The sequence below is a fragment of the Polynucleobacter sp. MWH-Aus1W21 genome (assembly GCF_018687275.1).
Lineage (GTDB): Bacteria > Pseudomonadota > Gammaproteobacteria > Burkholderiales > Burkholderiaceae > Polynucleobacter.
Genome location: NZ_CP061287.1, coordinates 1,551,012 through 1,563,738 on the forward strand (window position 1 = coordinate 1,551,012; position 12,727 = coordinate 1,563,738).

The following is a 12,727-nucleotide window of genomic DNA, read 5'->3' on the forward strand; positions in this document are numbered from 1 at the left end:
TGGCCCGAACGGACCACTGAGGTTGAGCCTGAATCTTAGGCACCAGAACCCTCTTTGGGGCCCGCCTGCTTCAAAGGCTTGTAATCAACTCGCTCACGCAACTCTTTGCCAGGCTTAAAGTGCGGAACGCGTTTTTCTGGAATCAATACTTTCTCACCAGACTTTGGATTGCGACCAGTGCGTGCAGGACGATGATGAAGTACAAAACTCCCCACGCCGCGCAACTCGATACGCTTACCCTCAGCCAAGGCATGAGTCATTGTGTCCAGCAAAGTTTTTACCGCTAACTCTACATCCCTAGGCAAAAGCTGCGGAAACTGTTCCGCAAGGCTCTCCACTAGTTCGGAGCGGGTAATTGCTTGTTGCTCTTGATCTGTCATGATCTATCAATAAAAAATCGCCGCCCTCCTCATGGAAAGCGGCGATATTGATTTAGCCTTGATTGTCCAATTTTGCTTTTAACAAAGCACCCAAATTGGTTGTGCCAGACTGCGCATCACCTTGGAGCTTGCTCATTGCATCTTGTTGATCAGAGCTGTCTTTTGCTTTGATTGAAAGATTGATAACGCGTGACTTACGATCAATATTAATGATCATTGCAGTAACGCTGTCGCCTTCTTTCAATACATTGCGTGCATCTTCAACGCGATCTGTTGAGATCTCAGAAGCACGTAAGTAAGCCTCAACTTCATCAGCTAAGTGAATTGTTGCACCCTTAGCATCAACAGCTTTCACAGTACCAGTAACGAGGCTACCCTTGTCGCTGACAGATGTGTAGTTATTGAATGGGTCGCCAGACAATTGCTTGATACCGAGAGAGATACGCTCTTTCTCAACATCAATTGCCAATACAGTGGCTTCAACTTCATCACCTTTTTTGTATTTCTTAACAGCTTCTTCGCCTGGCTCATTCCATGAGAGGTCTGAGAGGTGAACTAAACCGTCGATACCGCCAGGCAAGCCAATGAACACACCGAAGTCAGTAATAGACTTGATTGCGCCAGTTAACTTGTCGCCTTTTTGTTGGGCACGTGAGAACTCTTCCCATGGATTCGCTTTGCACTGCTTGATGCCCAAGCTAATACGACGCTTGTCTTCATCAATGTCCAGAACCATTACTTCAACTTCGGTTCCTAATGCGGTAGCTTTGCTTGGAGCAACGTTCTTGTTAGTCCAGTCCATTTCAGAAACGTGTACCAAACCTTCGATACCAGATTCGATTTCAACGAATGCACCGTAGTCAGTCAGGTTAGTTACCTTACCGAATAAACGGGTGTTTGGTGGGTAACGACGAGCGATACCAACCCATGGATCATCGCCAAGTTGTTTCACGCCGAGTGAAACACGGTTCTTCTCTTGATCGAACTTCAAAATCTTAGCGGTGACTTCTTGACCAACAGTCAACATCTCGCTTGGGTGACGCACACGACGCCATGCCAAGTCAGTAATGTGCAAGAGGCCATCGATACCACCGAGGTCGACGAATGCGCCGTAATCAGTGATGTTCTTAACGAGGCCAGTAACCACTGCACCTTCTTTAAGGTTAGACATCAACTTAGCACGCTCTTCACCTTGGCTAGCTTCAACAACAGCACGACGTGACAACACTACGTTGTTACGCTTACGGTCAAGCTTGATAACCTTGAACTCCATCGTCTTACCTTCGTAAGGGCTGGTGTCTTTGATTGGGCGTGTATCAACGAGTGATCCAGGCAAGAATGCGCGGATACCGTTAACCATCACAGTCAAGCCACCTTTAACCTTACCAGTAACAGTACCGGTAACGATCTCAGCTTGCTCGAGAGCTTTTTCCAAGTTCATCCATGAGGCCAAGCGTTTAGCTTTGTCACGGGATAGGATTGTGTCGCCATAGCCGTTCTCAAGAGCGTCAATAGCAACAGAAACGAAATCGCCAGGAGCTACTTCAATCTCTCCAGCGTCGTTATGGAATTCTTCAACAGGAATAAACGCTTCAGACTTTAAGCCAGCGTTAACAACGACGAAGTTATGGTCGATGCGAAGAACTTCAGCCGAAATAACTTGGCCGGTCTTCATATTCGATCGGGTTAATGATTCTTCAAATAGTTCTGCAAATGATTCAGACATGTGTATTCACTTTGTGCCGCCAGAAGGCCTGACGGGTTAGGTTAAAAAAGTCTTCAAGAAACACGCTAATGAAAAGTCGCGTTGTGGAGTTTCTTAAGACGCCAAAAACTACTGCTTACAACCAACTACTTAAACAACTACAAACTAGGCAATTGCAGATTGATACCAATCCAAAACTGTCTTAACTTCTTGATCTATCGACAAATCTGATGTTTCAAGCACTTTTGCACCGTCTGCAACCAACAAGGGGGCGGCACCTCGACTACTGTCTCTGGCATCGCGCTCCTGCAAATCTTGCAGCAAGTCTTCAAGTTTAGCAGAAATTCCCTTAGCTATCAATTGCTTATAGCGACGTTCAGCCCTGGCAATGGCCGTTGCAGTCAAGAAAACCTTCAAAATCGCGTCTGGGAATATAACGCTGGCCATATCCCTGCCATCGGCCACAAGACCAGGAGATTGGCGAAAACTGCGCTGCAGACCCACTAAAGCAGCCCTAACCTCAGGGTGAACTGCCAAAGCGGAGGCCCTTAAGCCAATGTTTTCCGTACGGATAGCATCAGTCACATCCTCGCCATTGAGGAAAATCTGACTATTTTTGAATGAAATCAATAACTTAGGGACTAAAAGACCTAATTCAGGGCCATTTTTGACATCAATCCCTTGTTTTTCACTTGCCAAGGCAACTAAGCGATAGAGGGCGCCGCTATCTAAATAATGAAATCCCAACTTTTCTGCAACCAAAGACGCAACGGTACCTTTGCCTGAAGCGGTGGGCCCATCAATAGCGATGACTGGAAATGAACTCATGAACTCAGTTCACTACCTTTGCAAATTCAGCGAAATAGGTCGGGAAAGTTTTTGCCACGCAATTGGGATCGTTGATCTTCAGTGTATTTGGACCAAATGCAGCGAGCGAAAAACACATTGCCATACGATGGTCATCGTAAGTATCAATGCCTTCGCTTGGTGACTTCCAGTCACTGTGCGCAATAGGTGCTTGAACAACGATGTAATCTGCGCCCTCTTCTACGATTGCACCAACCTTCTTTAATTCTTTTGCCATTGCTGCAATACGATCTGTTTCCTTCACGCGCCAGCTAGCAATATTATTTAAACGTGTTGGACCTTCTGCGAATAAAGCAGCAACTGCAAGCGTCATTGCAGCATCCGGAATCTCTGTGCAATCAATCGTAATGCCATTCAGTTTGCCATTGGCATTTTTCACGCCAGCAACTTCAATCCAATCTTCACCAGTAGTAATGTTGGCACCCATCAATGCAAGCGCATCCGCAAATGCTACATCCCCCTGAATGCTGTCCTTGCCAACACCCAATACCCTCACTGGGCCGCCACCTATAGCGCCTAAAGCAAGGAAGTATGAAGCAGAGGAAGCATCACCTTCTACAGATAATTGACCTGGGCTCTTGTAAACCACATCAGAGGTTTTCGCTGGAATGATGAATGATTGCTTATCAGGACAAGCAACTGTGACGCCAAACCGCGCCATGAGCTTCAAAGTGATATCAATATAGGGGCGAGAAATCAACTCACCAATCACTTCAATGCGTACCGGCTCATTCGCCACCAATGGCAAAGCCATTAGCAATGCGGTTAAAAATTGACTGGAGACATCACCGCGTACTTTAACAATGTCTTTAATCTGAATATCTGCCGCCAATATCTTGATTGGTGGGTAGCCTTCTTGCAATTCGTACTCAATCTTCGCACCTACTTGACGTAGACCATCGACCAAATCACGAATAGGCCTTTCATGCATTCGCGCAACACCAGATAATCGATAGCTGCCGCCCTGCATTGCTAAAGCAGCAGTCAGCGGACGAATCGCAGTGCCAGCATTTCCCATAAAGAGGTCTGCATCCTGCACAGGGAACTTGCCACCACAACCCACAACGACGCAAACCTTGTCAGCCATATCTGTGACTGTTAAGCCCAGCTGGCGCAAAGCATTGCGCATAACCTGCGTGTCATCAGCATCTAATAAATTCTTGAGGGTGGTTGTTCCAGTGGATAACGCCGCCAATAATAATGCACGATTAGAGATACTCTTTGAGCCCGGTAAAACAATCGAACCTTGTGCTCGCTTAAATGGCCCAATAGTGATGTCTGGCAAACCGCTCATTAAATTACGTCCAAGTCTTGACGTGCCTTGCTCGCCTTATTAAATAATTTCTCTAAACCAACGCTATCATTTTCAGCAATCAGTTTTCGCATGTGATTAACGATCAAGAGGTATCGATCCAACTCTTTCAGAATGGCAGCGCGATTACCCAGGCAAATATCTCGCCACATTTCAGGGCTAGAAGCAGCAATGCGCGTGAAATCCCTAAACCCTGCACCAACATGACTCAACTTTTGATCAGCATCCTCTGAGTTCACCACGCTAGCCATTAAAGCGTATGACAAAAGATGTGGAAGATGGGATACGGCCGCATAAATTGCATCGTGCTGTACAACGCCAATCTTTTTCACTTCAGAGCCAACTGACTCCCAGAAGCCAGTAATCAAAGCTGTATCTTCTGGCGAGTTTTCTTGAAGTGGGCAAATAATGGTTTGCTTGCCCTGAAATAAATCTGCTTTAGCAGCGCTGGCACCATGCTGAGCGCCACCCGCAATCGGATGTGCCGGCACAAACTGACAAGCTTTCTTACCCAATACTTCCTTGGCAGCCAAAATCACATCGCCTTTAGTACTGCCTGCATCGGTAATCATCGTGCGCGGCTCAAGATACAGCTCCATCGCCTCAAAGGCGGAACGCATTTGCGCCACTGGCACACAAAGAACGATTACATCAGACTGCTTGGCAGCTTCAACTAAATCCACCACCCCATCAATTGCACCCATCTTGAGCGCTTGATCTAAATTTTCTTTGCTACGACCTACACCCAATACCTTAGTAACCACACCAGCTTGCTTTAGCGCTAAACCCAATGAGGCGCCAATCAAACCAACACCAACGATGGTGACAGTGCCGTAATTACTTGCCGGATTAATGATGGTCATTTAAGAATATCTTTTAAGGCGGCAATAAAAGCCGCATTTTCCTCTGGCAAACCAATCGATATACGCAGCCACTGAGGCAAACCATAATTACCCACTGGACGAACAATAATGCCGCGCTTGAGTAATTCCAAATTCATACATGTGCCGGCTTGATCATCATCACCCACCTTAACAAGAACAAAATTTCCTGCAGATGGCAGATAGCGCAAGCCTAATTCGTCAAAGGCTTTGGTGAGCTGGTCATAGCCCGCACGATTGAGTTCAAAACCTTGTTGCAAAAATGCTTTATCTTGAAAGGCTGCGATCGCAGCAGCTTGAGCCAGACTGTTCACATTAAATGGCTGACGAATACGATTAAGTAAATCGGTTAAGTGCGGCTGCGCAACACCATAACCAATCCGCAAGCCAGCTAAACCGTACGCTTTAGAGAAGCTACGTGACAAAATCATGTTTGGAAAACGCTTCACCCAAGCGATTGCATCGTAGCGCTGCTCTGGTGTAAGGTACTCGTTATATGCTTCATCAAGCACAACCACTACATTCGATGGCACTGCCGTCAAAAAATCCTCAATCTCTTTTGCAGTTAAGTAGCTGCCAGTTGGATTATTTGGGTTAGCCACAAACACGAGTTTTGCTTTATCGCCCGACGCTTTAATTGCTGACAACATTGCCGGCAAGTCATGACCGTAAATATCGGTTGCGGCAACCTCAACAGCTTTAGCGCCAACAGCCTGCGTAGCCAAGGGATAAACAGCGAAAGCATGTTTTGAGAAAATCACTTCGTCGCCAGCTTGTGCAACAGCACGCGCAGCTAATTCCAGAATATCGTTACTACCGTTACCTAAAGTAATCCAGTCTGTCGGCACACCCAATCGATCCGCTAAAACATTCTTTAGCTCAAAACCATTGGAGTCGGGGTAGCGACCCAAATCACTCGCCGCCTTTAGCATGGCATCTTTTGCAGACTTAGGCATGCCCAATGGATTTTCATTAGAAGCCAGCTTCACAATTTTGTTTTCATCAAGACCGTACTCGCGCGCAACCTCGCTAATAGGTCGCCCACCAACATAAGGGGCTATCGCATGAATATGTTTGAGACCAATTTTGGAAGTCATTTGGCTTTACTAATGTGATTACTAATTTTTTGGTTAATTTTTACTTGTTCAAGCAGAATGTGGGTAGGAGCCAAGGTTCTTATAAAAAGCCGCGACAACTCTAAGCTCTTCAAGCGCTCTCACTACTTTATCGTCGTCAGTATGGCCAGCAATATCAATGTAGAAGTGATATTCCCAAGTACCTTTACGTGCTGGGCGAGATTCAAAGCGATTCATCGAAACGCCATGCTTTGCTAGTGGTGCTAGCAAACGATGTACAGCACCTGGTTGGTTATCTACAGAGAGCACCAATGAGGTCTGGTCTTTACCTGTTGGCTGACATGCATAGTTACCAACCACGACAAAACGAGTACGGTTATGTGGGTCATCCTGAATCTGCGCAGCTACTGCTTGCAAGCCATAGGCCTCTTGCGCAGGATCACCAGCAATTGCGGCCAAAGTAGGATCGACAGCAGCCATGCGGGCTGCTTCTGCATTGCTGCTGACTGCTTGGCGCTTCAATTGTGGAGCGTGCACGCTTAACCATTGCTGACACTGCGCTAAAGCTTGAGCGTGAGCACAAACAGTAGTGACACCATCTAAGTTACCGCTCTTAGTCAATAGGTGATGACGAATCGGTAACACTACTTCGCCGCTAATCCGCATGGAAGAATCAAGCAACAAATCCAATGTACGTGAGATAGCACCTTCACTAGAGTTCTCTACAGGCACCACGCCAAATTGCGCTGCGCCTTTTTCTACTGCTTTGAAGACTTCATCTAAGCTTGCGCAAGGTAAGCCAGCAATCGAGTGGCCAAAATACGTTTGTGCGGCTTGCTCAGAAAATGTTCCGACTGGACCAAGGTAAGCAATTGTTTGGCGGGCTTCTAAAGCCCTACAAGCTGACATCACCTCACGCCAAATAGCAGCAATGCCATCTGGAAGCAAAGGGCCTTTATTGATTTCTTGTAAACGCGCGACCACTTGGCGCTCACGCTCAGGACGGAAGACTGGTGAAGCGAATCCACCTTTAACATGGCCAACTTCCTGCGTAGCTTTTGCACGTTGAGTCAGCAAATCTAAAATTTGCGCATCCAATGCGTCAATTTTTTCCCGCAAGGGAGCTAAGCGCTGTTCTTCAGTACTCATTAAGCCCGCCTTTCAAAGTCACGCATAAATTCAACCAAGGCTTTTACCCCTTCAATAGGCATTGCGTTGTAGATGCTGGCACGCATACCACCAGCAGCCTTATGGCCACGCAATGCAACTAAACCAGCAGCGTTTGTTTGGGCCAAAAACTCTGCGTTTAGGCTTTCATCCTTTAAGAAGAATGTCACGTTCATGCGTGAGCGGTATTCTTTTGTGACGCGATTTTCATACAGACTACTTTGATCTAAGAAGTTATAGAGCAAATCTGCTTTTTCTTGATTCCGCTTCTCAATTACCTTAACGCCACCCTGCTTGAGCAACCATTTAAAGCCTAAGCCAGCCATATATATCGAGAATGTCGGCGGCGTATTAATCATGGACTGAGTATTGGCTTGAACTGCCCAATCCCAAATCGTTGGAGTAATACCCATGCTATGTCCGATTAAATCTTTACGAACAATCACAATCGTTACCCCAGAGGGGCCAATATTCTTTTGTGCGCCACCAAACCAAACGGCGCACTTGTTCACATCCATCTCTTTAGAAAGAATGTTGCTAGAGATATCGGCAACCAGTGGAACATCGCCCACATCTGGCACATCTGAGAATTCAACGCCGCCAATAGTTTCATTCGCACAGTAATGCACGTAAGCCGCATCACTTGATAATTGCCAAGTTGATCTGGCGGGAATCGTATTAAATTTTTCTGCAGCAGAAGACGCAGCTAAATTTGCTGTGCCATATTTTTTTGCCTCTTTAAATGACTTTTCTGACCAAATACCCGTGACCAAAAAATCTGCCTTGGGGCCACTCTTGGCGAGAGGCATAAGATTCATCGGGATCGCAGCATTTTGACCAAGACCACCGCCTTGCAAAAGCAAGATCTCATAAGAATCTGGAATATTCATCAGCGTACGAAGATCCTGAATGACCTCTTCATACACTTCCATAAACTCTTTACTGCGATGGCTGATTTCCATCACACTGGTGCCAAGTCCACGCCAGTTCAACATTTCATCGGCAGCCTGCTTCAACACCTCTTCAGGCAAAGTAGCAGGCCCCGCTGCGAAATTAAAAATGCGGCGGTCAAAAGTCATGATGTGGTTTAGCCCAAAGGTGACGCTTAAGCGTCACCTGCCGTATCGTCAGTAGAGTCGGTTGCTGGATCTGCAGATACGTCACCTTCTTCTGCGTCATCAGCGTCATCATCTGAATCACTTTCAGCAATACGTTGCAAGCCAGATAAACGTGTACCTTCGTCAACGTTGATCAAAGTAACGCCTTGAGTAGCGCGACCCATCTCACGAATTTCAGAAACGCGTGTACGGACCAAGACACCGCCAGTAGTAATCAACATAATTTGATCTTCTGGAGATACCAAGGCGGCGGCAACAACTTTGCCATTGCGCTCCGAAGTCTGAATTGCAATCATGCCTTTAGTACCGCGTCCATGACGTGTGTACTCAGCGATCGGCGTACGTTTACCGTACCCATTTTCTGTTGCAGTCAACACGCTACTTGGAATCGCTATGCCGTTTGCATCGACCACAGCAGCCTCAACACCTTCTGCAGCCTCCGCAGGAGCAACCAACATCGCAATCACTTGATGGCCTTCGCCTAGGTTCATACCGCGCACACCGCGTGCAGTACGTCCCATTGGGCGAACATCATTCTCGTCAAAGCGCACTGCTTTACCAGTATCAGAGAACAACATCACATCATGCTGGCCGTCAGTAATCGCTGCGCCAACCAAGAAGTCGTTTTCATTCAAGTCAACCGCAATAATGCCGGCCTTACGTGGGTTAGAGAAGTCAGACAAACGTGTCTTCTTAACGGTGCCCAAGCTAGTAGCCATGAATACGTACTGATCGTCTTGATAGCCCTTAATTGGCAGAATCACAGTGATCTTCTCGCCTTCAATCAGGGGGAACATATTGACGATTGGCTTGCCACGAGAAGTGCGGCTTCCTTGTGGAACTTCCCAGACCTTAAGCCAATACATGCGACCTCGATCAGAGAAGCACAAGATCGTATCGTGCGTATTTGCTACGAAGAGCGTTTCAATCCAATCTTCGTTCTTAGTAGCAGCAGCCTGCTTACCGCGTCCACCGCGTTTTTGTGCGCGGTATTCACTCAGCGGCTGACTCTTCATATAGCCAGTATTGGAAAGTGTCACTACCAAATCTTGTGGCGTAATCAAATCTTCGGTGAAGAGTTCGGTTGCATTCATTTCAATAAATGAGCGACGACCTGTATCTCCACCAGCAATACCAAATTCAGATTGCACTTCTTTCAACTCGGACTCAATCACTTGAGTAACGCGTTCTGGTTTCGCTAACAAATCGAGTAAGTCAGAAATCTCTGCCATCACTTCTTTGTATTCGTTAACGATCTTGTCTTGCTCAAGACCAGTCAAGCGTTGCAAACGCATCTGCAAAATTTCTTGCGCTTGACTATCAGAGAGGCGATATAAGCCGGTTGTCTGCATACCGTACTCAGGCAACAAACCTTCTGGGCGATAGGCATTACGGCCGCCTGGCGTATCAGTCTCAGCACGCGCCAACATCTCGCGCACCATTGATGAATCCCATGCTTTACCCATCAACTCTTGTTTAGCAATCACTGGGTTCGCAGCGGCTTTAATAATCGCAATGAACTCATCGATGTTTGCCAATGCAACAGCTAGGCCTTCTAAAACGTGACCGCGATCGCGCGCTTTACGTAATTCAAAAATCGTGCGACGTGTAACCACTTCGCGACGATGTTGTAAGAAGTACTCAAGCATTTGCTTCAGGTTCAACAGGCGTGGCTGGTTATCGACCAATGCCACCATGTTCATACCGAAGTTATCTTGAAGCTGCGTGCTCTTATACAAATTATTGAGAACAACTTCAGGCACTTCACCGCGCTTCAACTCAATCACAACACGCATACCGGATTTATCTGATTCATCACGCAAATCAGAAATACCCTCAACTTTTTTCTCGTTCACTAACTCAGCAATGCGCTCGAGCAAGTTCTTTTTATTAACTTGGTATGGCAGTTCGTCAACGATGATTGCTTGACGCGCGCCCTTATCCAAATCTTCGAAGTGAGTCTTTGCCCGCATAACCACACGACCACGGCCAGTGCGGTAGCCCTCGCGAACCCCTTGAACGCCATAAATAATTCCGGCAGTTGGGAAATCGGGGGCTGGAATGATCTCAATGAGCTCATCAATCGTGCATTCTGGGTTGTGAAGCACGTGCAGACAGGCTGTAACCACCTCATCCAGGTTATGGGGAGGGATATTGGTCGCCATACCCACTGCAATGCCAGAACTGCCATTTATGAGCAAATTAGGCACTTTGGCAGGCAGAATCAGGGGTTCTTTCTCGCTACCGTCGTAATTTGGCCCAAAATCGACCGTTTCCTTGTCCAAATCGGCCAAAAGCTCATGGGCAATCTTGCGCAGGCGGATCTCGGTATACCGCATCGCAGCAGCGTTATCGCCGTCTACGGAGCCAAAGTTACCCTGCCCGTCAACCAACATATAGCGCAGAGAGAAGTCCTGGGCCATCCGAACGATCGTGTCATACACCGCAGAATCACCGTGCGGATGGTATTTACCGATTACATCGCCAACTATACGGGCAGATTTTTTGTAAGCTCGGTTCCAATCGTTGTTTAATTCATACATAGCGAATAAGACCCGGCGGTGAACCGGTTTGAGGCCATCACGCACGTCTGGCAGGGCTCTGCCGACGATGACGCTCATTGCGTAGTCCAAATAGGACCGCCGCATTTCGTCTTCGAGGGATATTGGTAGTGTTTCTTTAGCGGCTTGTTCCATCTGGAAATAATATCATTTTGATGACGGGTAGGCCCTATGCTAAGATTCTGTCAGTTTGTACGAAATTGAGATGTGTCGCTTTGCAGTTTTTGCATCAAGGTAGGGCGAATTACATTTAAGTTTGACTTTAATTAAAAAAGAGATTTTTGAGGACTAAAAATGAACAAAACCCTAAAAGTGTTGCTGGCTTCTGTTATCACTGTTTCTGCTTCTGCAGCAATTGCATCTGATAACTGGGAAAACAGCTCTGGCTTGAATTGGAAAAACGGCGATGGCACATTGTGCTGGCGCGATAACAACTGGACACCTGCTACTGCAGCTAAAGGTTGTGACGGTGCTTTAGCTCCTAAAGCAGCTGCTGCTTCTGGTGTAAGCCAAAGCAAAATCACTTTGCAAGCTGACACACTTTATGACTTCGACAAAGCTACATTGAAGCCAGAAGGTAAAGCTACTTTGGACAAGATCGCTGCTGACTTGAAGAAAATCAAGTTAGAAGTAATTATTGCTGTAGGTAACACTGACAGCGTTGGTACAGATGCATACAACATGGCCCTTGGTCAGCGTCGTGCGCAATCCGTTAAAGCATACTTGGTAAGCAAGGGTGTTGACGGTAGCCGTATCTACACAGAATCTAAAGGCAAGAGCAATCCAGTTGCATCAAACGCAACTGCTGAAGGCCGCGCTAAGAACCGCCGTACTGACATCGAAGTTGTTGGTACAGCAGCTAAGTAATTCACTTTACTTGTAAAAAAGCCCGCTTCTAGCGGGCTTTTTTATTTCCGCTATATTCGTAAACTTCTCTAATAGTTTCACAAACGGCCAATCACCATGAACGTCGACCAATCAGAAATCGCCAAATTTAGCGCCCTAGCCCATCGCTGGTGGGACCCTAATAGCGAATTCAAACCCCTACACGCCATCAACCCGTTACGATTGAATTGGATTAAATCCTTTGTCGACTTGAATGGCAAAAAGGTGGTTGATATTGGATGTGGCGGTGGCATATTGGCGGAATCTATTTCTCAATCAGGCGCAGATACAACCGGTATTGATTTATCTGAAAAGGCGCTAAAGGTTGCAGAGTTACATGCACTTGAAGTGGGCGCCAAACTCACCTACCGCTCTATATCAGCGGAAGCTCTCGCTGATGAGCAGCCAGAGCAATATGACGTAGTCACTTGTATGGAAATGCTTGAGCACGTTCCCGATCCTGCATCTGTAGTTCGTGCTTGCGCCAAACTCTGCAAACCCGGGGGCACATTATTTTTTAGCACCCTTAATCGCAGCCCTAAGTCCTACTTATTTGCGATTATTGGCGCCGAGTACATCCTTAAGCTACTCCCCAAAGGTACTCACGAATACGCTAAATTTATCAAGCCATCGGAACTAGTTGCCTTTACACGACATGCGGACCTTGAGATGATCGGCATCAAAGGGTTGAGCTACAACCCATTTACTCAGGTATACAGCCTAGGCGACGATGTGGATGTGAACTACATGATTGCTGTTAGAAAGTGATTGATAG

The 12,727-nt window shown here is 46.8% G+C and carries 10 protein-coding genes and 1 pseudogene; 2 read left to right on the forward strand and 9 right to left on the reverse strand.

Features of this window, described 5'->3' with window-relative positions; genetic code table 11:
- Positions 1-41: 41 nt before the first annotated feature.
- The 9 genes and pseudogenes from ICW03_RS08010 to gyrA form a co-directional block, all read right to left on the reverse strand.
- Positions 42-380, reverse strand: a pseudogene (locus ICW03_RS08010) (integration host factor subunit beta); the annotation flags it as partial.
- A gap of 52 nt (positions 381-432) precedes the next feature.
- The gene (gene rpsA / locus ICW03_RS08015; protein WP_068324328.1) at positions 433-2,106 is read right to left on the reverse strand and encodes a 30S ribosomal protein S1; all 1,674 of its coding nucleotides are present in this window, start codon (positions 2,104-2,106) and stop codon (positions 433-435) included.
- Positions 2,107-2,250: 144 nt separating this feature from the next.
- Positions 2,251-2,913: a (d)CMP kinase gene (gene cmk, locus ICW03_RS08020; protein ID WP_215347120.1), complete on the reverse strand. Its 663-nt coding sequence runs from the start codon at positions 2,911-2,913 to the stop codon at positions 2,251-2,253.
- A gap of 4 nt (positions 2,914-2,917) precedes the next feature.
- Entirely contained in the window at positions 2,918-4,237 is a 1,320-nt protein-coding gene (gene aroA, locus ICW03_RS08025; protein ID WP_215350270.1) for a 3-phosphoshikimate 1-carboxyvinyltransferase, read from the reverse strand.
- An 8-nt stretch (positions 4,238-4,245) separates the two neighbouring features.
- Positions 4,246-5,127 carry a prephenate dehydrogenase/arogenate dehydrogenase family protein gene (locus ICW03_RS08030; protein ID WP_215347122.1) on the reverse strand — a complete coding sequence of 294 codons (882 nt, stop codon included), beginning with the start codon at positions 5,125-5,127 and terminating at the stop codon, positions 4,246-4,248.
- On the reverse strand, positions 5,124-6,242 hold the full coding sequence (gene hisC, locus ICW03_RS08035) for a histidinol-phosphate transaminase (RefSeq protein WP_215347124.1): 1,119 nt from the start codon (positions 6,240-6,242) through the stop codon (positions 5,124-5,126). Before hisC ends, ICW03_RS08030 begins: the two co-directional genes overlap by 4 nt.
- A 48-nt stretch (positions 6,243-6,290) precedes the next feature.
- Positions 6,291-7,370, reverse strand: a complete 1,080-nt coding sequence (gene pheA, locus ICW03_RS08040; RefSeq protein ID WP_215347126.1) for a prephenate dehydratase — start codon at positions 7,368-7,370, stop codon at positions 6,291-6,293.
- Complete coding sequence (gene serC / locus ICW03_RS08045) at positions 7,370-8,467, reverse strand: 3-phosphoserine/phosphohydroxythreonine transaminase (RefSeq protein WP_215347127.1); 1,098 nt, start codon at positions 8,465-8,467, stop codon at positions 7,370-7,372. The genes pheA and serC overlap by 1 nt, the downstream gene beginning before the upstream one ends.
- Positions 8,468-8,493: 26 nt before the next feature.
- On the reverse strand, positions 8,494-11,202 hold the full coding sequence (gyrA, locus tag ICW03_RS08050) for a DNA gyrase subunit A (RefSeq protein WP_215347129.1): 2,709 nt from the start codon (positions 11,200-11,202) through the stop codon (positions 8,494-8,496).
- Between the two features lie 159 nt (positions 11,203-11,361).
- Between gyrA and ompA the strand changes: the two genes are divergently transcribed.
- Positions 11,362-11,934: an outer membrane protein OmpA gene (gene ompA / locus ICW03_RS08055; protein ID WP_215347131.1), complete on the forward strand. Its 573-nt coding sequence runs from the start codon at positions 11,362-11,364 to the stop codon at positions 11,932-11,934.
- A gap of 96 nt (positions 11,935-12,030) precedes the next feature.
- Positions 12,031-12,720, forward strand: a complete 690-nt coding sequence (gene ubiG / locus ICW03_RS08060; RefSeq protein ID WP_215347132.1) for a bifunctional 2-polyprenyl-6-hydroxyphenol methylase/3-demethylubiquinol 3-O-methyltransferase UbiG — start codon at positions 12,031-12,033, stop codon at positions 12,718-12,720.
- Positions 12,721-12,727 lie beyond the last annotated feature (7 nt).

Bases quoted from the DNA above. Each gene is read 5' to 3' on its own strand.
- hisC (WP_215347124.1), bottom strand. From the start codon at position 6,242: ATGACTTCCAAAATTGGTCTCAAACATATTCATGCGATAGCCCCTTAT.
- pheA (WP_215347126.1), bottom strand. From the start codon at position 7,370: ATGAGTACTGAAGAACAGCGCTTAGCTCCCTTGCGGGAAAAAATTGAC.
- serC (WP_215347127.1), bottom strand. From the start codon at position 8,467: ATGACTTTTGACCGCCGCATTTTTAATTTCGCAGCGGGGCCTGCTACT.
- rpsA (WP_068324328.1), bottom strand. From the start codon at position 2,106: ATGTCTGAATCATTTGCAGAACTATTTGAAGAATCATTAACCCGATCG.
- gyrA (WP_215347129.1), bottom strand. From the start codon at position 11,202: ATGGAACAAGCCGCTAAAGAAACACTACCAATATCCCTCGAAGACGAA.
- ubiG (WP_215347132.1), top strand. From the start codon at position 12,031: ATGAACGTCGACCAATCAGAAATCGCCAAATTTAGCGCCCTAGCCCAT.
- cmk (WP_215347120.1), bottom strand. From the start codon at position 2,913: ATGAGTTCATTTCCAGTCATCGCTATTGATGGGCCCACCGCTTCAGGC.
- ompA (WP_215347131.1), top strand. From the start codon at position 11,362: ATGAACAAAACCCTAAAAGTGTTGCTGGCTTCTGTTATCACTGTTTCT.
- ICW03_RS08030 (WP_215347122.1), bottom strand. From the start codon at position 5,127: ATGACCATCATTAATCCGGCAAGTAATTACGGCACTGTCACCATCGTT.